The sequence below is a fragment of the Pseudomonas sp. C321 genome, from assembly GCF_055407105.1.
The window spans coordinates 886497-908227 of the sequence record NZ_JBUZRB010000001.1; the positions used below are offsets into that span (position 1 = coordinate 886497).

At 59.6% G+C, this 21731-nt stretch carries 18 protein-coding genes; 6 read left to right on the forward strand and 12 right to left on the reverse strand.

Annotated features, from left to right (window positions below; genetic code table 11):
- Positions 1-4 precede the first annotated feature (4 nt).
- The 7 genes from ACZRJ6_RS04210 to mreB form a co-directional block, all read right to left on the reverse strand.
- Positions 5-853 (reverse strand): carbon-nitrogen hydrolase family protein, encoded by an 849-nt coding sequence (locus ACZRJ6_RS04210; RefSeq protein ID WP_463967192.1) that lies wholly within the window; start codon positions 851-853, stop codon positions 5-7.
- A 48-nt stretch (positions 854-901) separates the two neighbouring features.
- Positions 902-4717, reverse strand: a complete 3816-nt coding sequence (locus ACZRJ6_RS04215) for a YhdP family protein (RefSeq protein WP_463967193.1) — start codon at positions 4715-4717, stop codon at positions 902-904.
- Positions 4718-4807: 90 nt separating this feature from the next.
- Positions 4808-6265: a ribonuclease G gene (gene rng, locus ACZRJ6_RS04220; RefSeq protein ID WP_133099889.1), complete on the reverse strand. Its 1458-nt coding sequence runs from the start codon at positions 6263-6265 to the stop codon at positions 4808-4810.
- 68 nt (positions 6266-6333) lie between these two features.
- Positions 6334-6930: a Maf family protein gene (locus ACZRJ6_RS04225; RefSeq protein WP_463967194.1), complete on the reverse strand. Its 597-nt coding sequence runs from the start codon at positions 6928-6930 to the stop codon at positions 6334-6336.
- Between the two features lie 51 nt (positions 6931-6981).
- Positions 6982-7470, reverse strand: coding sequence for a rod shape-determining protein MreD (mreD, locus tag ACZRJ6_RS04230; RefSeq protein WP_133099891.1), 489 nt, complete (start codon positions 7468-7470; stop codon positions 6982-6984).
- Positions 7470-8564 carry a rod shape-determining protein MreC gene (gene mreC, locus ACZRJ6_RS04235; protein ID WP_463967416.1) on the reverse strand — a complete coding sequence of 365 codons (1095 nt, stop codon included), beginning with the start codon at positions 8562-8564 and terminating at the stop codon, positions 7470-7472. The genes mreD and mreC overlap by 1 nt, the downstream gene beginning before the upstream one ends.
- Before the next feature lie 139 nt (positions 8565-8703).
- The gene (gene mreB / locus ACZRJ6_RS04240) at positions 8704-9741 is read right to left on the reverse strand and encodes a rod shape-determining protein MreB (RefSeq protein ID WP_002555108.1); all 1038 of its coding nucleotides are present in this window, start codon (positions 9739-9741) and stop codon (positions 8704-8706) included.
- A gap of 210 nt (positions 9742-9951) precedes the next feature.
- On the opposite strand from mreB, the gene gatC reads away from it, so the two are divergent.
- From gatC to ACZRJ6_RS04270, 6 genes are all read left to right on the forward strand, one after another.
- Positions 9952-10239 carry an Asp-tRNA(Asn)/Glu-tRNA(Gln) amidotransferase subunit GatC gene (gene gatC, locus ACZRJ6_RS04245; protein WP_133099893.1) on the forward strand — a complete coding sequence of 96 codons (288 nt, stop codon included), beginning with the start codon at positions 9952-9954 and terminating at the stop codon, positions 10237-10239.
- 16 nt (positions 10240-10255) lie between these two features.
- A complete protein-coding gene (gene gatA / locus ACZRJ6_RS04250) occupies positions 10256-11707 on the forward strand; it encodes an Asp-tRNA(Asn)/Glu-tRNA(Gln) amidotransferase subunit GatA (RefSeq protein ID WP_463967195.1) in 1452 nt (483 codons plus the stop codon).
- Between the two features lie 10 nt (positions 11708-11717).
- Positions 11718-13163 carry an Asp-tRNA(Asn)/Glu-tRNA(Gln) amidotransferase subunit GatB gene (gene gatB / locus ACZRJ6_RS04255; RefSeq protein ID WP_463967196.1) on the forward strand — a complete coding sequence of 482 codons (1446 nt, stop codon included), beginning with the start codon at positions 11718-11720 and terminating at the stop codon, positions 13161-13163.
- A gap of 155 nt (positions 13164-13318) precedes the next feature.
- Positions 13319-13690 carry a septal ring lytic transglycosylase RlpA family protein gene (locus ACZRJ6_RS04260; protein ID WP_463967197.1) on the forward strand — a complete coding sequence of 124 codons (372 nt, stop codon included), beginning with the start codon at positions 13319-13321 and terminating at the stop codon, positions 13688-13690.
- Between the two features lie 50 nt (positions 13691-13740).
- Positions 13741-14793, forward strand: a complete 1053-nt coding sequence (locus ACZRJ6_RS04265; RefSeq protein WP_463967198.1) for a calcium/sodium antiporter — start codon at positions 13741-13743, stop codon at positions 14791-14793.
- Positions 14793-15176, forward strand: coding sequence for a carboxymuconolactone decarboxylase family protein (locus tag ACZRJ6_RS04270; RefSeq protein ID WP_463967199.1), 384 nt, complete (start codon positions 14793-14795; stop codon positions 15174-15176). Before ACZRJ6_RS04265 ends, ACZRJ6_RS04270 begins: the two co-directional genes overlap by 1 nt.
- An 18-nt stretch (positions 15177-15194) precedes the next feature.
- On the opposite strand, the gene ACZRJ6_RS04275 is transcribed toward ACZRJ6_RS04270, so the two are convergent.
- From ACZRJ6_RS04275 to kdgD, 5 genes are all read right to left on the reverse strand, one after another.
- Positions 15195-16136 (reverse strand): AEC family transporter, encoded by a 942-nt coding sequence (locus ACZRJ6_RS04275; RefSeq protein ID WP_463967200.1) that lies wholly within the window; start codon positions 16134-16136, stop codon positions 15195-15197.
- 90 nt (positions 16137-16226) lie between these two features.
- On the reverse strand, positions 16227-17780 hold the full coding sequence (gene garD, locus ACZRJ6_RS04280) for a galactarate dehydratase (RefSeq protein ID WP_463967201.1): 1554 nt from the start codon (positions 17778-17780) through the stop codon (positions 16227-16229).
- Between the two features lie 13 nt (positions 17781-17793).
- Positions 17794-19158, reverse strand: a complete 1365-nt coding sequence (locus ACZRJ6_RS04285) for an MFS transporter (RefSeq protein WP_463967202.1) — start codon at positions 19156-19158, stop codon at positions 17794-17796.
- Positions 19159-19256: 98 nt separating this feature from the next.
- Positions 19257-20702, reverse strand: coding sequence for an aldehyde dehydrogenase family protein (locus ACZRJ6_RS04290; RefSeq protein WP_463967203.1), 1446 nt, complete (start codon positions 20700-20702; stop codon positions 19257-19259).
- A gap of 54 nt (positions 20703-20756) precedes the next feature.
- Positions 20757-21668: a 5-dehydro-4-deoxyglucarate dehydratase gene (gene kdgD / locus ACZRJ6_RS04295; protein WP_133099902.1), complete on the reverse strand. Its 912-nt coding sequence runs from the start codon at positions 21666-21668 to the stop codon at positions 20757-20759.
- Positions 21669-21731 lie beyond the last annotated feature (63 nt).

Here is a 21731-nt window from a genome sequence, read left to right on the forward strand (position 1 = left end):
AAATTCATCGTTCTGAAGCAGGTCGCTGCGCGCCCTGCGAGAAAAAGCGCCGGTGGCCCGCCACCGGCATGCGCGTCCGTATCGACGCCTGTTCACTGCTATCGCGTTCGGCCAGCAACACCGCTTCGCCTTGATCCTGTTGCGTCAGCACTCGCCCCCAAGGGTCGACAATTGCTGCGTGGCCAAAGGTTTCCCGTGGCCCTGGATGTACGCCGCCCTGCGCCGCCGCCAGCAGGTAGCACTGGGTTTCAATGGCTCGGGCGCGAATCAGCACATCCCAGTGTGCCGCACCGGTCACCGCAGTAAATGCCGACGGTGCAGTAATCAACTCAGCGCCCGCTGCACGCAATTCGCTGTACAGCTCCGGGAAACGCAAGTCATAGCAAACCGTCAATCCCAGGCGCCCCACTGGCGTATCCGCCACCACCACCTGGCCACCGTAAGCATAGTCATCGGATTCGCGATAACGACCACGGGCATCCGCCACGTCAACATCGAACAGGTGCAGCTTGTCGTAGCGGGCAACGATCTCGCCGTGATCATCGATCAGCAACGAGCAGGCATTGGACTTGGCGCCCGGTTGATCCAGCGGCGGCAACGGTAAAGTGCCAGCCACTATCCATAAGGTGAGGTCGCGGGCGGTCTGTTTCAACCATGGCAGGATAGGACCTTCGCCCAAGGCTTCGGCGCGGCCGATATCGGCGACATCGCGACGGCCCATGGCGGCAAAGTTCTCCGGCAACACCGCGAGCCGTGCACCGCCAGCCGCCGCCTGCTCCAGCAGACGCCGGGCCTGGGCCAGGTTGGCCAGTATGTCGCTCTGGCTGACCATTTGAATTACCGCAAGGGACATGGACCGACACTCCATAAAAAGCATGGGGCCATGCTACTCCACGGGTACTCAGTTTGGTTTTTCAAATGGCTTGTCGAAGCTGATTTTCGGGTCCTTCCAAGGGCCTTCGACCTTGTATTGCACACTGGCAAAACGCGATACCCGATCACCGATCAGCTTGTCGATCAGGAACAGCGCACCACCAATGGCCGGCGCGCCGACGATCAATGCAGCAATCGGCAGGTTGTTGGTCACCGGCAAGGTCACCAGCAGCTTGGCATCGACGCGATCCGACACCAGGTCCAGGGTACCGTTGAGCTCCAGGTTGCTTGAAGGGCCGGTCAGGATAATCGGCTCACGGGTGACAAAAACACCGTCACTGGCGGCCAACAAACCTTTGACCCGGTCGTAGCTCAGGCCTTTGCCGAGCAAGTCCGAGAAGTCCAGGCGCAAACGCCGGCCAATCGAGTTGAAGTTCAGCAGACCAAACACTCGCAGCGCCTGCGCGCCGCCCTCCACTTCAACGAACTGGCCTTTACGAAAGCTCGCGTCCAGGCTGCCGGAGAAACGCTTGGGGCCGACCCAGGCGGGTGAGCCTGGCCAGCGGCCATCGACGTCCAGATGGAAATCTTCGCTGGTCACGGTCGGCGCAAAGCCCCACCCCTTGAGTACATCGGCAATGTTCTTGCCGTCCAGCCGGCCCTTGTACCAACTGCTGCTGGCGCCAGCCGCGCCTTCCCAACCACCGGCACCTTTGAGCTGCATGCCCTTGAGGCCAAGGTCCAGGCTGTTGAACGCCATGCCTTTGGCGGTCGGGCGAACCTTCAACGACCAGGCACCAATCAAATCCGGGCCCTGGAACAACTGATCGATGGCGATATCCAGCGCCGGGATGTCCTTGGGATCAACGTCCGCCAGCGGATCTGGTGCGTTTTCATCGGCCTGTACTGAGGGATCGACCGCAGGCAAGCGCACGTACTGCAGATTAATCGCAATCGGCGCACCCTTGGCATCCGGTAGACCCACGGTGCCTTTGGCTTGCTGGCTGTCGAACCGCATGGCCCAGGTGGCTGGATTGCGGTCCAACTGTAAATTGACCTGGTCGAACTGGGTGCCAAAACCGGTCAACTTGCCGATCTTGAAGTCTGCCCCGTTCAACAACTGCTTGGCGCTGCCGCCTGGATCATTACCGGCGTAGCGGTCCACCAGCTTTTTCCAGGGGTCGATATCCAGCTCCGACAACACTCCCCGAATGCGCAAGCCCTTGCCGCCTGGCAACAGCGCATCGCCATCGCCGAGGAACAATTCGCCACGACCTTCGACAAACTTGTCGGCCGGTGCGGCAAAGGTAAAGTTCGCCAGCTCGCCATAATCAAACCAGTAACGACGCTCCGCCCCCTGCAAAGTCATGCGAAACACACTGTCACGGCCCTGGCTGGCGGGCATGCCGAACGGTGCCGGCAATTCCACCACCACCCCCTTGAGATTGGAGCTGACCATCAGTTGACTGTCAGCACCGTCCAGGTTGAGTTGCAGTTGATAAGGGATATCGCCGGAAACCGGCAGCGGCTGACTGACCTTTAGCCAGTCGGTGAGCTTCTTCACCGTCACCTGGCCCTTGGCTGTTACCCGGGTGCTGATGTTCCCCGGTTTGCCATCGGCAAAAATTTGCGCAGTGATCGGCCGGTCGAAGGCTTGAGCCGTGATGTTCTGGCCGCTCAAACCCTTCGCGCTGTCAAAGCGGAAATCCCCCTTGAGTTGGCTCAGCTCCAGGGCTGGCTCGGCCAGTTGCAGGCGCGCCTTGTCAGTTTTGAAGTCCACTATGATTTTCGGCTCTGCCCCCTTGGCCAGGGGAATATCCAGGTCCAGCTTGCCCTGCAAGTCACCGTCACCTTTCCAGCCAGCAAAAGTCGAAGCCGTGCCGATTGGCGCTTCCTGGAGGATTTTCAGGCCATCGCCCAAGCCACCGGCAAACCCGCCAGTGAGCAGCAGATGACTGTCCTGGCCGCTGGGGGCATGGGGAATATTGACGTAGATATCCTTGACCTTGGTGTCGAGCAACTGGCCCTTGCTGGCCAGGATGCGAACACCGGTCTCCTCGACAAACACTTCGCCAGCAACCTTGCCAACCTGGGGCCAGCCCGGCTGGAACGCCAGTTCGGCGTCGTGCACCTTGAAGAACAAACTGATATTGCGCGAGGCGGCCAAGGCATCGTGGTCCAGCGAGCCTTGATACTGGAAGAAACCTTCGTCCACCGCGCCCTTGAGAATCGCCGTACGCAGCCATTCATCCAGGGCCGGACTCAACACGGCTGGCAAGTACTTGGGTGTGAAACGCCCGTCGCCATCGACCATGCCGACCCGCAGGTCCATATAGTCTTCCTGGCTGTGGTCGAAATGCAGGCGAATCAGGAAGTCGGCGGCGACCTTGCCTTCTTCCCCCAGCACCTTGATGTACGGCGCGATCAGGGTGAAGCCGTCTTTATCCAGCGTCCAGGTAAGGCGAGCGTTGGCCTGAATGTACTGCCAGGGCTTGGCGAAAATCGGAAACAGGTGCAGGGAAAAGTCCTTGCTGTCCATGCGTAACTCGCCCTTCCCCAAATCGCCGCTGATGCTACCTGTGACGTTGCGGGCAGCCGGCGCGCCGAAATAGGCATCGAAACCGACTCGATCAAGGTTGGCGGCAAAACTGACCCGCTGATCAGTGGTGTCCTGGGGTCGATAATCTGCAAGGACATTGCGCAGCATCCCGGTAGCCTTCAGGTGCTCGACCGCTGTGGCCACACCCTCCGGTAACGGTACCAGGGCATTGAGCAAGGGCGTAATAGGCGTAAGGTCCAGGCGATCGGCCTGCAGGTTCCAGACTTCCTGGGCGCCGCCGGAGGCCAATGTCTGCTGCAACTTCAGGCGGGTTTCCCAGCGGGTGTCCCCCAGGTTCATCGCCAGCGAATCGAAGACCACCTTGAGGCCGCTGTCACTACGCTGCAGGTAAGCAGTGAGCGCAAGGTTCTCAATATGGGCGGGCTTGCGCTCGGCGTAACGGCCCTTTAGTTGCGGAGCGTTGAGGCGCGCGACTGCGCTTTGTATGGTGCCTTTGTTCCAGGTCAGCCAGAACTCGCCACCTGCCTTCAACTCACTGAGTTTCCATTGCTGGGTCAGTTTGGCCGGAATCCAGCGAGCCCAATCACTTTGCGGCAAACTCAGGTAAGCCTGGACTTCACCGTCCTTCCATTGGCTGGCCCGGATTCGGGTACGCAAACTTAGCGCCAGAGGCTGACCGTCCGGTAACGTCAGGCGGGCGTCCAAGCGTTGTCGCGCAACGCCAGTTTTCAGGCTCACACCAACGTAAGTCAGGGTCAACGGCGCCTGATCGAAGGGCTGCAAGGTCACCTGGCTGTCGAGCAGTGACACTTGCGATACCACCTGCATACGCTTGAGCAACTGCTCTGGATCCAGAGGCTGACCGTCCTGCATCGGCAAGCCTTGCAGTGCCCAGCGGCCGTCCTTGCCCTCTTTCACGCTGACCTGCAGGCCGCTGACTTCCAGGTTGGCGATGCGCACTTCCCGCGACAACAGGCTGGCCCAGAGGTCGGGGACCACTTGCACCTGATCCAGACGCAAGGCACTACTGCCTTCGCCGATCATCACGTCATGGGCGAACAATACCGGCGCAAAGCCGCTCCAGCGCCCCTCCAGGCTGCCGATGCTCAAGGGCATATCAACGGCGGCACGGGCCTTGGCTTCGATTTCGCCACGGTATTCGGCCACCAGGGGCGTCAATTCACGGCCCAGGCTGACGTAGACCGCCGCCAGTACCAGCAGCAAGGCGCACAGGCCGAGGCCCAAGCGGGTCAATGCGGCAAAAAAGCGTATCAGACGCTCCATGTCAGGCGACCCTCAAGACAATAGTCGGACGACAGATCAAGGTCTGTCGGTCTCGTAAAAAACGATCAAATGGAAAAGCAGCACAGCGGATCAGAGCAACACCACGTCGTATTGTTCCTGGGAGTACATGGTTTCAACCTGAAAGCGAATCGTGCGGCCAATAAAACCTTCCAGCTCCGCAACGTTGCCTGACTCTTCGTCCAGCAGCCGATCAACCACCTTCTGGTTAGCCAGAACTCTATAGCCTTCGGCCTGATAGGCCCGCGCCTCTCGTAAGATTTCCCGAAAAATCTCGTAGCAAACCGTTTCCGGGGTTTTCAACTTGCCGCGCCCCTGGCAACTGCTGCACGGTTCACACAGCACTTGTTCAAGGCTTTCGCGGGTGCGCTTGCGGGTCATCTGCACCAGGCCCAACTCGGTGATACCAATGATGTTGGTCTTGGCGTGGTCGCGCTCCAGCTGTTTTTCCAGGGTGCGCAATACTTGGCGCTGATGCTCTTCATCTTCCATGTCAATGAAGTCGATGATGATGATCCCGCCAAGATTGCGCAGACGCAGTTGGCGGGCGATGGCGGTGGCCGCTTCGAGGTTGGTCTTGAAGATGGTTTCTTCAAGGTTGCGATGGCCGACAAAAGCCCCAGTGTTGACGTCGATGGTGCTCATGGCTTCCGCCGGGTCCACCACCAGGTAGCCCCCAGACTTGAGCGGCACCTTGCGCTCCAGGGCTTTCTGGATTTCGTCCTCGACGCCATACAGGTCGAAAATCGGCCGCTCACCAGGGTAATGCTCCAGGCGGTCGGCAATTTCCGGCATCAACTCGGCGACAAATTGCGTGGTGCGCTGGAAGGTTTCCCGCGAATCGATCCGAATTTTCTCGATCTTTGGGCTGACCAAATCTCGCAGAGTACGCAGCGCCAGGCCGAGGTCTTCATAGATGACACTCGGCGCGCCAATCGTCTTGATCTGGGCAGCGATCTGATCCCAAAGACGGCGCAGGTAGCGGATATCCATGAGAATTTCATCAGCACCGGCACCCTCCGCGGCGGTACGCAGGATAAAGCCGCCAGCCTCCTTGATACCTTCCAGGGCAACGCAGTCGCTGACGACCCTTTTCAGACGCTCACGCTCGCCTTCATCTTCGATTTTCAGGGAGATTCCCACGTGGGCAGTGCGTGGCATGTACACCAGATAACGTGAGGGAATCGACAGCTGGGTGGTCAGGCGCGCGCCCTTGGAGCCGATCGGGTCCTTGGTGACTTGTACCACCAGGCTTTGCCCTTCATGCACCAAGGCGCTGATGCTTTCAACAGCCGGGCCTTCGCGCAGAGAGATTTCCGAGGCATGGATAAACGCCGCACGGTCCAGGCCGATGTCGACGAACGCCGCCTGCATGCCCGGCAACACCCGCACGACCTTGCCTTTATAGATATTGCCAACGATCCCGCGCTTCTGGGTGCGCTCAACATGCACTTCTTGCAGAACACCGTTTTCTACCACCGCCACGCGCGATTCCATCGGCGTGATATTGATCAGAATCTCTTCACTCATGGCTGGGTCTCGTTCAGGCGTTTTCACAATAGTGGCCGATCGCTTGGGTTTGGCGCTGGGGTAGGCGTTTAGCACGCGCTAAGATTTTGCCAACAGGGTATGCCGAAATGGCCCAGCACCTCGAAGGTTTCGCATACGGGCAAACCGACGACGGCGGAATAACTGCCATTGAGTCCAGCCACAAACACGGCTGCCAACCCTTGGATAGCATAGCCGCCCGCCTTGTCCTGAGGTTCACCGCTGTGCCAGTAAGTGGTGGCTTCCTGCGCTGAGATCTGGCGAAAGCGCACGCGACTGCTGACCAGCCGCGTTTCGCAACACTGATCATCCAGCAGGGCGATGGCGGTGAGGACTTCATGTTCACGATCAGAAAGAGCCAGCAACATGGCCAGGGCATCGGCCTGATCCAGCGGTTTGCCGAGTATCCGGCCGTCGAGGACCACTGCCGTATCGGCACCCAGTACACAGGCGCCCGAAGCATTCGCCAACGCAGCCAAGCCCGCCGCAGCCTTGCCACGAGCCAAGCGTTCGACGTAGGACGCAGGCAATTCATCTGTCAGGGGAGTTTCATCAATAGCGGCACTGACTACAGTGAAAGGCACACCGATTTGTGTCAGCAGCTCACGCCGCCGAGGTGAGCCTGATGCCAGATAAAGCGAATTCATTCCAGACTCTCCCTGTAGGGTTCGATAACCAGGCAGAGCCTCGCGATCCGTTCAATTGATTTTATAGCGACGACTCAAGCCACGCAGGCCAAAGCTGATCCAGGGCCAGAGCAAGGCACTGACCAAGGCCGGCAGCACCAGCGCCAGCGTTGGTTGGCGGTTGCCGGTCAGGGCGCTGAGCCACAATTGCACCAGTTGGGCCAGGCCGAAGATCACCAGGATCACCAGGCACTGCTGCCACATCGGGAACATGCGCAAGCGCTGCTGCAACGACAACACCAGGAAGGTAATCAGGGTCAGGATCAGAGCGTTCTGGCCGAGTAGCGTGCCATACAGTACGTCTTCCGCCAGCCCCAGGCACATTGCCGTGACCATGCCGACCTTGTGAGGCATCGCCAGCGACCAGAATGCCAGCAGCAATGCCAACCATAGCGGGCGCAGGATTTCCATGAATTGCGGCAGCGGTGAAACGCTGAGCAACAGGCCAATGGCGAAGGTCAGCCAGACGATCCAGCCATTACTAGAGTGAGTGCCGGCCATTATTGTGCCCTCTGCCGAGTGGTTGCAGGAGCCGCAGCCGGTGGTTTGGCAGCGGGGGTTGTCACAGGTGGCTTGGCGGGACGCGAACCGGGAACCACGGGGTTGGCCGGGGTTGCCACTGGCGCGGCAGCAGCCGGTATCGCCGCAGGCGTGACAGGCGCAACCGGCACAGCCGGTTTAGGCACCGTCGCAGGAATGATCGGCGTGACAGCATTTTGCTTGTCTTGCGCTTCCTGAGCCTGGGCGGCTTCGTTAGCGCGCTCTTCCACGGTGCGGTTATCGCTGAACACCAGCAGCAGGTAGCGGCTGCGGTTCAACGCGGCTGTGGGCACGGCGCGGACAATGGCGAACGGCTGGCCGGAGTCGTGGATCACTTCCTTGACCGTCGCCACGGGATAGCCCGCAGGGAAACGCTGACCCAGGCCGGAACTGACCAACAGGTCGCCTTCCTTGATATCGGCGGTATCCGCTACATGACGCAATTCCAGGCGCTCCGGGTTACCGGTACCGCTGGCAATCGCCCGCAGGCCATTGCGGTTCACTTGTACCGGAATACTGTGGGTCGTATCTGTGAGCAAAAGTACCCGGGAGGTGTACGGCATCAACTCCACCACCTGGCCCATCAAACCACGGGCATCGAGCACCGGCTGGCCAAGAACCACGCCGTCGCGCTCACCCTTGTTGATGATGATGCGATGGGTGAAGGGGTTGGGGTCCATGCCGATCAACTCGGCCACTTCGACCTTCTCGTTGACCAGCGCGGAAGAATTGAGCAACTCGCGCAGCCGAACGTTCTGCTCGGTCAGGGCCGCGAGCTTTTGCATGCGCCCCTGCAGCAGCAGGTTTTCAGTCTTGAGTTTTTCGTTCTCGGCGACCAGTTCGGTCCGGCTGCCAAACTGGCTGGCCACACCTTGCCATAGCCGTTGCGGCAGGTCAGTGATCCAGTAGGACTGCATCAAAACCAGCGACATCTGGCTACGCACTGGCTTGAGCAGTGTGAAGCGGGCATCGACCACCATCAGCGCGACCGATAGCACGACCAGCACCAACAGGCGCACGCCCAACGAGGGACCCTTGGCGAAAAGCGGTTTAATAGGCCGCTCCTCCCAGGCAAATCTTTATTTTATTCATACGGCATCAAACCGGCCTGGATGCAGATTGAAGAAGATAAACGCCAACAGGCAGCACTGCAAAGTGCTGCCTGCGGGCGAAGCATGAACGACCCAGGGAATCTTATTCGCTGGAGAGCAGGTCCATGGTGTGTTTATCCATCATTTCCAGTGCACGGCCACCGCCACGGGCGACGCAGGTCAACGGGTCTTCGGCGACGATCACCGGCAAACCGGTTTCCTGGGCCAGCAACTTGTCGAGGTCGCGCAACAAGGCGCCACCACCGGTCAGTACCAGGCCACGCTCGGCGATATCGGAAGCCAGTTCCGGCGGCGACTGCTCCAGGGCGCTCTTCACAGCCTGAACGATGGTAGCCAGGGACTCTTGCAAAGCCTCCAGCACTTCATTGGAGTTCAGGGTGAAGGCACGTGGAACGCCTTCGGCCAGGTTGCGACCGCGAACATCGACTTCGCGAACTTCGCCGCCCGGATAAGCGGTGCCGATTTCCTGTTTGATGCGCTCGGCGGTCGATTCGCCGATCAGGCTGCCGTAGTTGCGACGCACGTAGGTGATGATCGCTTCGTCGAAGCGGTCGCCGCCAACCCGCACGGATTCGGCATACACCACACCATTGAGGGAAATCAGGGCGATTTCAGTGGTACCACCACCGATATCCACCACCATCGAACCGCGAGCTTCTTCAACCGGCAGGCCGGCACCGATCGCAGCAGCCATAGGCTCTTCGATCAAGAACACTTCACGAGCACCGGCACCAAGGGCCGATTCACGGATGGCACGACGCTCCACCTGGGTGGATTTGCACGGAACGCAGATCAGCACACGAGGGCTGGGCTGCAGAAAGCTGTTTTCGTGAACCTTGTTAATGAAGTACTGCAGCATCTTCTCGCAGACGCTGAAGTCGGCAATCACACCATCCTTCATAGGACGAATGGCAGCAATATTGCCTGGTGTACGGCCGAGCATGCGCTTGGCCTCGGTGCCGACGGCAACGACACTTTTCTGATTACCATGGGTCCGAATGGCCACAACCGATGGCTCATTCAGAACGATACCGCGCTCGCGCACGTAAATAAGGGTGTTGGCAGTGCCCAGGTCGATGGAAAGATCGCTGGAAAACATGCCACGCAGTTTCTTGAACATGGGAAAGGGACCCTAGGCAACGCGTGGGTAAAAAAGTGCGGCAAACTCTAACAACGACAGGGATTTTGGGCAAGGCGCCAATATGTTAAATTAGCCGACTTTCTGTGCACCAACCCCCACAATCGCGGCCATATGACCGTAGAAATGCGGTAGTGTTCCGACAATCTAACACACGGATAGCTTCCGTTCTGTTTTCCACTGGAGAATCCCATGGCGCTTGAACGCTCCGACGTGGAAAAAATCGCTCATTTGGCCTGCCTGGGCCTTAATGAAGCCGATCTTCCACAGACCACCGCAGCCCTGAACAGCATTCTCGGGCTGGTTGACCAAATGCAGGCCGTCAATACCGACGGCATCGAGCCCCTGGCTCACCCGCTGGAAGCCAGCCAGCGCCTGCGCGCTGACGTCGTGACCGAATGCAATCATCGCGAGGCCTACCAGTCCATCGCACCAGCGGTCGAAAACGGCCTGTACCTGGTTCCGAAAGTCATCGACTAAAGGGAAAGAGCCTGCAATGCATCAATTGACTCTGGCCGAGATCGCCCGCGGTCTCGCCGATAAAAAGTTTTCATCCGAAGAGCTGACCAAGACCCTACTGGCGCGTATCGCCGAGCTCGATCCGAAGGTCAACAGCTTCATCAGCCTCACCGAAGAACTGGCCCTGAGCCAGGCCAAGGCCGCCGACGCCCGTCGCGCCAACGGTGAAAATGGCGCGCTGCTGGGTGCACCGATTGCCCACAAGGACTTGTTCTGCACCTTGGGCATTCGCACCAGCTGCGGCTCCAAGATGCTCGACAACTTCAAGGCGCCCTACGACGCCACCGTGGTCGCCAAGCTGGCCGCTGCCGGGGCTGTGACCCTGGGCAAGACCAACATGGACGAATTCGCCATGGGTTCGGCCAACGAGTCGAGCTACTACGGCGCGGTGAAAAACCCGTGGAATCTGGAACACGTACCCGGTGGTTCGTCCGGTGGTTCGGCCGCCGCGGTTGCCGCTCGTCTGATACCTGCCGCCACGGCCACCGACACCGGCGGGTCGATCCGCCAGCCGGCAGCGTTCACCAACCTCACCGGACTGAAACCGACCTACGGTCGTGTTTCCCGCTGGGGCATGATTGCCTACGCCTCCAGTCTCGATCAGGGCGGTCCTTTGGCGCGCACTGCCGAAGACTGCGCAATATTGTTACAAGGCATGGCAGGCTTCGATGCGCAGGACTCCACCAGCATCGATGAACCGGTGCCGGACTACAGTGCCAGCCTCAATACCTCAATCAAAGGCCTGCGCATTGGCGTGCCGAAAGAGTATTTCAGCGCCGGCCTCGACCCGCGCATCGCTGAACTGGTGCACAACAGCGTCAAGGAGCTGGAAAAGCTCGGCGCAGTGATCAAGGAAATCAGCCTGCCTAACAACCAGCATGCGATTCCTGCTTATTACGTGATCGCCCCGGCAGAAGCTTCCTCCAACCTGTCGCGGTTCGACGGTGTGCGCTTCGGTTATCGCTGCGAAGACCCGAAAGACCTCACCGACCTTTATAAGCGCTCCCGTGGCGAAGGTTTCGGCGCCGAAGTACAGCGCCGGATCATGGTCGGTGCCTACGCCCTGTCAGCCGGCTACTACGACGCGTACTACCTCAAGGCGCAAAAAATCCGCCGCCTGGTCAAGAACGACTTCATGGCTGCGTTTGAAGAAGTCGATGTGATCCTCGGCCCAACCACGCCCAACCCGGCCTGGAAGATCGGCGCCAAGAACGACGACCCAATCGCCGCGTATCTGGAAGACTTCTACACCATCACTGCCAACCTCGCGGGTCTGCCCGGCTTGTCCATGCCAGCAGGTTTCGTCGACGGTCTGCCGGTCGGCGTGCAATTGCTCGCCCCGTATTTCCAGGAAGGCCGCCTGCTCAATGTGGCGCACCAGTACCAGTTGAACACTGACTGGCACACTCGCACCCCTACCGGCTTCTGAGGAGAACACTATGCAATGGGAAGTCGTGATCGGGCTGGAGATTCATACCCAGCTCGCCACCCAATCAAAGATTTTCTCCGGCAGCGCCACCACGTTCGGCTCCGAGCCGAACACCCAGGCCAGCCTGGTAGACCTGGGCATGCCCGGCGTGTTGCCGGTGCTGAACCAGGAAGCGGTGCGCATGGCGGTGATGTTCGGCCTGGCAATTGATGCCGAGATCGGTCAGCACAACGTATTCGCCCGCAAGAACTACTTCTACCCGGACCTGCCCAAGGGCTACCAGATCAGCCAGATGGAATTGCCGATTGTCGGCAAGGGCCACCTGGACATCCCGATGGAAGACGGCACGGTCAAACGCATCGGCATCACACGCGCGCACCTGGAAGAAGATGCCGGCAAGAGCCTGCATGAAGAGTTCAATGGCGCCACCGGCATCGACCTGAACCGTGCTGGCACGCCGCTGCTGGAAATCGTCTCCGAGCCGGACATGCGCAGCGCCAAGGAAGCCGTGGCATACGTCAAGGCGGTCCACGCACTGGTGCGCTACCTGGGCATCTGCGACGGCAACATGGCCGAAGGCTCGTTGCGTTGTGACTGCAACGTGTCGATCCGTCCAAAAGGTCAGGCCGAGTACGGCACCCGCTGCGAGATCAAGAACGTCAACTCGTTCCGTTTCATCGAGAAGGCGATCAACACCGAAGTACGTCGTCAGATCGAGCTGATCGAAGACGGCGGCAAGGTGATCCAGCAGACACGCCTGTACGACCCGAACAAAGACGAAACCCGCTCCATGCGCAGCAAGGAGGAAGCCAACGACTACCGTTACTTCCCCGATCCGGACCTGTTGCCGGTGATCATCGAGGATTCATTCCTCACGGACATCCGCGCGACCCTGCCGGAATTGCCACCGCAAAAACGCGAGCGCTTCCAGGAACAGTTCGGCCTGTCGGTCTACGACGCCAGCGTGCTGGCTTCAAGCCGCGAGCAAGCGAACTACTTCGAGAAAGTGGTAAGCATCGCCAGCGACGCCAAGCTGGCGGCTAACTGGGTGATGGTTGAACTGGGCAGCCTGTTGAACAAACAGGGCCTGGAAATCGACGAAGCTCCAGTCTCAGCCGAGCAACTGGGCGGCATGTTGCTGCGGATAAAGGACAACACCATCTCCGGCAAAATCGCCAAGACCGTGTTTGAAGCCATGGCCGCAGGCGAAGGCAGCGCTGACGAGATCATCGATAAGCGCGGCCTCAAGCAAGTGACTGACAGCGGCGCGATCTCGGCGGTGCTCGACGAGATGCTGGCAGCCAACGCCGAACAGGTCGAACAATACCGTGCGGCGGATGAAGCCAAGCGCGGCAAGATGTTCGGCTTCTTTGTCGGCCAGGCGATGAAAGCCTCCAAAGGCAAGGCCAACCCGCAACAGGTCAACGAACTGCTGAAAAGCAAACTCGAAGGCTGATAGCGGCAGCCTCTCTGTAGGAACCGGCTTGTGCGGGAGCTGGCTTGCCCGCGATGCAAACGCCTCGGTCTGTCAAAGACACTGAGGTGATGCTATCGCAGGCAAGCCAGCTCCCACACAAGTCGGTTCCTACATTAATTTCGGGGACATCTTGAATGAAGCGTCTACTCGGCCTCTGGGCCCTGTTCTCTCTGCTCACCGGTTGCGCCAGCGGCCTCATCGACCCCAACGGCTACGACGAAACCGGCACCGCCTCCTATTACGGCGCCAAACACCACGGCAAACGCACCGCCAGCGGTGAACCCTTCAACCAGAATGCCCTGACTGCTGCCCATCCTCGCCTGCCCTTTGGCACGCGGGTGCAGGTCACCAACCTCAGTAACGATAAAAGCGTCGTGGTCCGCATCAACGACCGTGGCCCACACACCCGTGGCCGCCTGATTGATCTTTCACGCAAAGCCGCCGAGCAGTTGGGTATGCTGCGCAGCGGGACCGCGCGTGTTCGCGTGCAAGCCCTGAGCGACTGACCGAGGGAGCCCTGACCATTTTCGGATTAACCGCCCTCTCGTCCTTGAGCGTGATCGAACTCATCAGCGGCCTGGTGCTGCTGATTGCCGGCGCCGAAGTCCTGGTGCGCACCTCCGTGCGGCTGGCCGCCGGCCTCAAGGTACGACCGCTGATCATCGGCTTGAGCATCGTCGCTTTCGGCAGCAGCGCGCCGCAAATGGCCGTCAGCCTGCAGGCCACCCTGGCTGGCAACACCGACATCGCCGTGGGCAGTGTGATCGGCAGCAGCATCTTCAATATCCTCGTCACCCTCGGCCTCTCGGCGCTGATCATTCCCCTACGAGTGTCCCGGCAACTGGTGCGCCTGGACATCCCGGTGATGATCTTTGCCGGACTGCTGGTGTTCGTCCTCGCCGCCAATAAAGAGCTGACACCTGTTGATGGCCTGATGCTGCTGACGGCGCTGGTGGCCTACCTTGGCCTGTTGCTGTACCAGACCCGCCATTCACGCCGCCCTCGCACCCGCGACACAGTGGTACAGGCACCGTGGCTGAGCAGCTTGCTGTGGATGATCGGCGGGCTCGTGTTGCTGGTGTTCGCCGGGCACCTTCTGCTGGGCGCGGCAGTAGATGTGGCCAGCGACCTTGGCCTCTCCGAGCGGGTCATCGGCCTGACCATCGTCGGCGTCAGCACCTCGCTGCCCTGCCTGGCAACTTCGCTGATTGCCGCCCTGCGCGGTGAACGTGAAATTGCGGTGGGCAACGTGATCGGCAGCAACCTGTTCAACCTGCTGGGCGTGCTGGGCTTTACCGCCCTCGTCGCGCCCTCTGCCCTATCGGTCTCACCCAATGCCCTGGACTTCGACCTGCCAGTGATGCTCGGCGTCGTCGTATTGTGCCTTCCAGTATTCTATTCCGGCTACCGGATCACCCGGGCCGAAGGTTTGCTGCTACTCGCGCTGTACCTGGCGTATGGGCTGCATATGGTGTCGTTCACTACCGGCATGCCCCTGGCCAATAAGCTGGAACAACTGATGCTGTATTACGTCCTGCCGGCGCTGGTGGCCTTTGTGTTTTTCACCTCGCTGCGAGCCTGGCGCCGCCAACACAAGAGGGAATCGTAATGACCGATCAAAAAAAACCAGGCGTGGAAATCCGCCGTCAGGTGATGGGCGATGCCTTCGTCGACCGCGCCCTGGGCAATGCCACCGATTTCACTCAGCCGCTGCAGGACTTCGTCAACGAACACGCCTGGGGCAGCGTCTGGAATCGCGAAGGCTTGCCGCTGAAAACCCGCAGCCTGATCACCCTCGCCGCCCTGACTGCCCTCAAGTGCCCGCAAGAACTCAAAGGCCACGTACGTGGCGCGCTGAACAATGGCTGCACGGTAGAAGAGATTCGCGAGGCGCTGCTGCATTGCGCAGTGTATGCCGGCGTACCGGCGGCGATTGATGCGTTTCGGGCGGCGCAGGAAGTGATCGATAGTTACCAGCAAAATCCAGTGTAGGGCCGCGCAAGCTCGCTCTTACACCCAGCCACCCGCCTGCAACACGAAGATTCCGATATTGGTGGTCACCGCCGCCATCAAGGTGGTGATCACAATAATCGCCGCTGCCAGTTCATGATTGCCCTGCGCCGCGCGGGCCATGACAAAGCTGGCTGCCGCCGTCGGGGCACCGAAGTACAGGAACAGAATCCCCAACTCCGGCCCACGGAACCCGCACAGCCAGGCACCGAAGGTTGCCAGCACTGGTAGGACGATCATCTTCAGCAGGCTGGCGCTCAACGCCATGTCACCGCTTTTGCGCAGAGCCGCCAACGACAAGGTACCGCCGATGCAGATCAATGCCAGAGGCAAGGTCATGTCTGCCAGGTATTGCCCAGAGGTTTCCAGCCAGCCGGGCAAGCCAATCTGGAAATAGGCAAAGGGTGCCGCGACGATCACGCTGATGATCAAGGGATTGGCCACCACGCTCTTGCAGATACTCCAAGGGTCGGATTTGATCACCGGGCTGTAGACCGCCAGGACGATGGTGGACAAGGTGTTGTAGAACAGGATCACCAGTGCCGCGAGGATCGCTCCGAGGGAAATCCCGTAGTCACCGTACATGCTGGCTGCCAGTGCCAGGCCAATTACTCCGTTGTTGCCACGAAACGCGCCCTGGGCATAAATGCCACGGTCTTCCCGTGGGCAACGAAAGATCGCCCAGCCCCAGGCCAAGGCAAAACTCAACACGGTGGCGATGGCGAAGTAAATCAACAATCCAGGTTTAAGCGCCGAGTGCAGGTCGGCATGGAGAATACCGAGGAACAGCAACGCAGGCATGGTGACGTTGAACACCAGGGACGAGGCCGTGTGGATAAAATTGTCGTTGATCCAGTTAATGCGTTTGAGCAGCACACCGAGGAACAGCATGGCAAACACCGGCGCGGTGATGGCGAGGGTTGCGAAGAAGATAGCCAGCATGCCGGGGAGAACCTTAAGCGAGCGTCAGTAGGTGGCTAATGATAAGCCACTTTCACCCTGATGTTCCCACGCCCTGCGTGGGAACAATCGTCAGGTAATAGGCGCTGGATTGAACAAGGTAATGTCGTTATGCAGCTTGTGCCGCTCGGCCCAGGTCTGCTTCTTGCCGCTGGCCACGTCCAGATAGAAGTGGAACAACTCCCAACCCAATTCCTCAATCGTCGCGCGACCTGTAGCAATCCGCCCCGCATCGATATCGATCAAGTCCGGCCAGCGCTGAGCCAGCTCGGTACGGGTCGAAACCTTCACCACCGGCGCCATCGCCAGCCCATAGGGAGTGCCGCGACCGGTAGTAAACACATGCAGGTTCATCCCCGCCGCCAGTTGCAAGGTGCCACAGACAAAGTCACTGGCCGGTGTCGCGCAAAAGATCAGCCCGCGGCGCTTGAAGCGCTCCCCCGGGCCGAGCACGCCGTTGATGGCGCTGCTGCCGGACTTGACGATGGAGCCCAAAGACTTCTCGACAATATTCGACAACCCGCCCTTCTTGTTGCCCGGCGTGGTGTTGGCACTGCGGTCGGCCTCGCCTTTGGCCAGGTAACGGTCGTACCAGTCCATTTCCCGCACCAACTCCAGGGCCACGTCCTGGCTTTCGGCGCGGGAGGTCAACAAGTAGATGGCATCGCGCACTTCGGTGACTTCGGAAAACATCACCGTCGCCCCCGCCCGCAAAAGCAGGTCCGAGGCGTAGCCCAAGGCCGGGTTGGCGGTGATACCGGAAAACGCATCGCTGCCGCCGCACTGCATGCCGAGGATCAACTCCGACGCCGGCACGGTTACCCGGCGGCGCAGGTCGAGCTTCTTCAAGCGGGTTTCGGCCAGTTGCATGATCTGTTCGATCATCTCGGTAAAGCCGTGGCTGGAATCCTGCAGCCGGTACAACCATGGCTCACTGAGGTCGACCGAGCGGTCGTTGTCGTGCATCACCTGCCCGGCCTGTAGTTTCTCGCAGCCCAGGCTGATGACCAGGGCTTCGCCCCCCAGGTTCGGGTTGCGCGCCAGATTGCGCACGGTGCGGATCGGGATGTAAGCATCCGTCGCGGTGATTGCCACGCCACAGCCGTAGCTGTGGGTCAGCGCCACTACATCATCGACATTCGGGTACTTGGGCAGCAACTCGTCCTTGATACGCTTGACCGCATGGTCCAGCACGCCCGTCACACACTGCACCGTGGTGGTGATACCAAGGATATTGCGCGTGCCGACAGTACCATCGGCGTTGCGATAGCCCTCGAAGCTAAAACCTTCCAGCGGCGCCTGGGCTTCAGGCACTTCGGTGGACAGCGGCAAGCTGTCCAGGGGCGGTGCCGTCGGCATGCGCAACTGACCTTCCTGGACCCAACTGCCCCGTGGAATCGGCTGCAAGGCGTAACCGATGGTCTGGCCGTAGCGAATGATCTGACCGCCCACGGGGATGTCTTCCAGGGTCACCTTGTGGCTTTGGGGGATGAAATCGATGGTCACCAGGCCGTCCGGGAACTCAGTCCCGGCCGGCACGCCCTGGTCGTTGACCACAATCACCACGTTATCGCGCTCGTGCAAACGAATGGAGCGCGGCGAGTCGGCATGTTCAATCAACTGCATGACGCGAGCCCCTTCAGGAATGCGCTTGGGAAAGTTTAGTCAGCTCAGGGCCTTTGCTCGGCGGCTCTTTAAGCACCACACGCTTGATCGGGCCGACGATTACCAGGTAGCTGAACACCGCCACCAGCGCATTGGCCCCAACAAACACCAGAGCCCATTTGAACGAGCCAGTGGTGCTGATGATGTAGCCAATCACAATCGGCGTGGTGATCGAAGCCAGGTTGCCGAAGGTATTGAACAACCCACCGCTCAAGCCCGCGATCTGTTTCGGCGAGGTGTCAGACACCACCGCCCAACCCAGTGCGCCAACGCCTTTACCGAAGAAGGCCAGGGCCATGAAGCCCACCACCATCCATTCAACGTCCACGTAGTTACAAGCAATGATGCTGCTGGAGATCAGCAGGCCAGCGATGATCGGCGCCTTGCGGGCGAAGGTCAGCGAATGGCCCTTGCGCAACAGGTAATCGGAAATCACCCCGCCCAACACGCCACCGATAAAACCGCAGATCGCCGGCAGCGAGGCGATGAAGCCGGCCTTGAGGATGGTCATGCCACGGTCCTGGACCAGATACACGGGGAACCAGGTGAGGAAGAAGTAAGTGATGCCGTTGATGCAGTATTGGCCCAGATACACGCCGACCATCATGCGGTTGGTCAGCAGTTGGCGGATGTAATCCCACTTCGGACCGTCGGTTTTCTTGTCTTTGCCCTTGTCCTGGTCCATGTCGACCATGGCACCGTTTTCAGCGATGTACTTGAGCTCAGCCTCGTTGATCAGCGGGTGCTGGCGCGGGCTGTGGATAACTTTCAGCCAGATCAGCGAGAACACGATGCCGATCACGCCCATCACGATAAACACGTGCTGCCAGCCGAAGCTGTAGACGATCCAGCCCATCAGCGGTGCAAACAATACGGTGGCGAAGTATTGCGCCGAATTGAAGATCGCCGAGGCCGTACCACGCTCTGCGGTGGGAAACCAGGCGGCGACAATGCGCGCGTTACCGGGAAAGGATGGCGCTTCAGCCAGGCCCACCAGAAAGCGCAGCATGAACAGCGCAACCACGGCAGTCGAGATCCCGAATTCACCGACATAGCCTTGCAGCACGGTGAACAGCGACCAGGTGAAGATACTCAAGGCGTAAATTTTTTTCGAGCCAAAACGGTCCAGCAGCCAGCCGCCGGGAATTTGCCCAGCCACGTAGGCCCAACCGAATGCGGAGAAGATATAACCGAGGGTGACCGCGTCGATGCCGAGGTCTTTTTGCAGGCTGGAGCCCGCGATGGCGATAGTGGCGCGGTCGGCATAGTTGATCGTGGTCACCAGAAACAGCATGAGCAGGATCAAATAGCGGACATGGGTCGGCTTGGTCGTTTGCATGTAGAAGTACTCCCACTAATTATTTTTTTTTGCGGGTGATTGTCTTGGCTTTGTTTTCTGTAGGAGCGAGCTTGCTCGCTCCTACAGAGGTATTGCGTTTACGAACCGATGTAGCTGGTTTTCACCACGGTGTAGAACTCTTGCGCATAGCGACCCTGCTCACGCGAACCGTAGGATGAGCCCTTACGGCCACCGAAAGGAACGTGATAATCCACACCAGCGGTCGGCAGATTGACCATTACCATCCCGGCCTGGGAGTGGCGCTTGAAGTGGTTGGCGTACTTCAGCGACGTGGTGGCGATACCGGCCGACAGGCCAAACTCGGTGTCGTTGGCCATGGCCAGCGCTGCTTCGTAATCCGCGACACGAACCACGTTGGCCACCGGACCAAAAATCTCTTCACGACTGATGCGCATGGCAGCTTCGCTGTCGGCAAACAGTGTCGGCGCCAGGTAGTAGCCTTCGGTGTCACAGGTCACCAGGCCGCCACCGCTCACCAGTCGCGCGCCTTCGCGTTGACCGATGTCGATGTATTTCAAGTCCTGGTCCAACTGGGCCTGGGAAATCACAGGGCCGATATCGGTACCGCTTTTCAGGGCATGGCCGACCTTGATCGACTTCATGCGCTCAGCCATCGCCACGACAAACTGGTCGTGGATCCCGGCGGTAACAATAAAGCGGCTGGACGCGGTGCAACGCTGGCCAGTGGAGTAGAACGCGCTCTGCACCGACAGCTCGACGGCCTGCTTGAGATCGGCATCGTCGAGGATGATCTGCGGGTTCTTGCCGCCCATCTCTAGCTGTACTTTGGCCTGGCGCGATACACAACTGACAGCGATCTGCCGACCGACACCCACGGAACCGGTAAAGCTGATGCCATCGACTTTCGGGCTGTTGACCAATACATCGCCTACAACACGGCCGCTGCCCATCACCAGGTTGAACACGCCAGCAGGGAAACCGGCGCGGGAGATGATTTCTGCCAGGGCCCAGGCACAACCCGGCACCAGTTCGGCCGGTTTGAGCACGACGCAGTTGCCGTAGGCCAGGGCCGGAGCGATTTTCCAGGCAGGGATGGCAATCGGGAAGTTCCACGGGGTGATCAAGCCGACCACACCCAAGGCTTCGCGGGTCACTTCGACGTTGACACCCGGGCGCACCGACGGCAGGTAATCGCCGGACAGGCGCAGGCATTCGCCGGCGAAGAACTTGAAGATATTACCGGCGCGGGTCACTTCACCGATGGCTTCGGGCAAGGTCTTGCCCTCTTCCCGGGCCAACAATGTGCCGAGTTCTTCACGACGGGCGAGGATTTCGCTGCCGACTTTATCCAGGGAGTCATGACGAGCCTGGATGCCGGAGGTCGACCAGGCCGGGAAAGCAGCTCGGGCGGCGTCGATGGCGGCATTGACCTGAGCCAGGTCGGCCTTGGCAAACTCACCAATGACATCAGACAACTCTGACGGATTGATATTGGCCGAGTAGTCGGCGCCGGCCACCCATTGGCCGTCGATGTAATTTTCAAAACGCTTGGCTTGGGACACAAATCTTCTCCTGACGCAAAAGGCCGCTGATTACTCAGCGGCCTTGGTGATGGGTTATTGCGCGCCTTGCTTGTCGATCAGCGCGGCCAGGGCTTCGTATTCTTCCGGCAGCAGATCGGTCAGCGGCGTACGCACAGGACCTGCGTCGAAACCGACAATTTTTGCCCCTGCCTTGACGATGCTCACGGCGTAACCGGCCTTGCGGTTACGGATATCCAGATACGGCAGGAAGAAGTCGTCGATGATTTTGTCGACGGTGGCGTGATCTTCGCGCGCAACGGCGTGATAAAAATCCATCGCGGTTTTCGGAATGAAGTTGAACACCGCCGAGGAATACACCGGCACACCCAGGGCCTTGTAGGCCGCTGCGTAGACTTCTGCAGTCGGCAGGCCGCCGAGGTAGCTGAAACGATCACCGAGGCGACGTCGGATCGACACCATCAGTTCAATGTCACCCAGGCCGTCCTTGTAGCCGATCAGGTTAGGGCAGCGTTCGGCCAAGCGTTCCAGCAGCGGCGCGGTCAGGCGGCAGACGTTGCGGTTGTAAACCACCACGCCGATTTTTACCGACTTGCACACGGCTTCAACGTGGGCGGCGACGCCGTCCTGGCTGGCTTCGGTCAGGTAGTGCGGCAGCAGCAACAAACCTTTTGCACCAAGACGCTCGGCTTCCTGGGCATATTCGATGGCCTGGCGGGTCGAACCGCCGACACCAGCAAGGATCGGCACGCTGTTAACGCAGGTATCGACGGCGGTTTTTACTACTTGTGAATATTCGCTGGCCGCCAGGGAGAAAAACTCACCAGTGCCACCAGCGGCGAACAAGGCAGTGGCGCCATAAGGAGCCAGCCATTCCAGGCGTTTGATGTAGCCGGCCTGGTGGAAATCACCTTGGGCGTTGAAGTCGGTCACAGGAAAAGACAGCAGACCGGACGAAAGGATGGACTTCAGTTCTTGTGGATTCATTATTCGAACACCCTGGGTAAAGACTTTCTGTTGAGAGGTTGCTGAAGATTATCTTGATGTCGT

What these genes read in the sequence shown, in the direction of transcription:
- gatB (WP_463967196.1), top strand. Translation starts at nt 11,718, where the DNA reads ATGCAATGGGAAGTCGTGATCGGGCTGGAGATTCATACCCAGCTCGCC.
- ACZRJ6_RS04215 (WP_463967193.1), bottom strand. Translation starts at nt 4,717, where the DNA reads ATGGAGCGTCTGATACGCTTTTTTGCCGCATTGACCCGCTTGGGCCTC.
- garD (WP_463967201.1), bottom strand. Translation starts at nt 17,780, where the DNA reads ATGCAGTTGATTGAACATGCCGACTCGCCGCGCTCCATTCGTTTGCAC.
- ACZRJ6_RS04210 (WP_463967192.1), bottom strand. Translation starts at nt 853, where the DNA reads ATGTCCCTTGCGGTAATTCAAATGGTCAGCCAGAGCGACATACTGGCC.
- rng (WP_133099889.1), bottom strand. Translation starts at nt 6,265, where the DNA reads ATGAGTGAAGAGATTCTGATCAATATCACGCCGATGGAATCGCGCGTG.
- mreD (WP_133099891.1), bottom strand. Translation starts at nt 7,470, where the DNA reads ATGGCCGGCACTCACTCTAGTAATGGCTGGATCGTCTGGCTGACCTTC.
- gatA (WP_463967195.1), top strand. Translation starts at nt 10,256, where the DNA reads ATGCATCAATTGACTCTGGCCGAGATCGCCCGCGGTCTCGCCGATAAA.
- ACZRJ6_RS04260 (WP_463967197.1), top strand. Translation starts at nt 13,319, where the DNA reads ATGAAGCGTCTACTCGGCCTCTGGGCCCTGTTCTCTCTGCTCACCGGT.
- ACZRJ6_RS04285 (WP_463967202.1), bottom strand. Translation starts at nt 19,158, where the DNA reads ATGCAAACGACCAAGCCGACCCATGTCCGCTATTTGATCCTGCTCATG.
- kdgD (WP_133099902.1), bottom strand. Translation starts at nt 21,668, where the DNA reads ATGAATCCACAAGAACTGAAGTCCATCCTTTCGTCCGGTCTGCTGTCT.
- ACZRJ6_RS04225 (WP_463967194.1), bottom strand. Translation starts at nt 6,930, where the DNA reads ATGAATTCGCTTTATCTGGCATCAGGCTCACCTCGGCGGCGTGAGCTG.
- gatC (WP_133099893.1), top strand. Translation starts at nt 9,952, where the DNA reads ATGGCGCTTGAACGCTCCGACGTGGAAAAAATCGCTCATTTGGCCTGC.
- mreB (WP_002555108.1), bottom strand. Translation starts at nt 9,741, where the DNA reads ATGTTCAAGAAACTGCGTGGCATGTTTTCCAGCGATCTTTCCATCGAC.
- ACZRJ6_RS04275 (WP_463967200.1), bottom strand. Translation starts at nt 16,136, where the DNA reads ATGCTGGCTATCTTCTTCGCAACCCTCGCCATCACCGCGCCGGTGTTT.
- ACZRJ6_RS04270 (WP_463967199.1), top strand. Translation starts at nt 14,793, where the DNA reads ATGACCGATCAAAAAAAACCAGGCGTGGAAATCCGCCGTCAGGTGATG.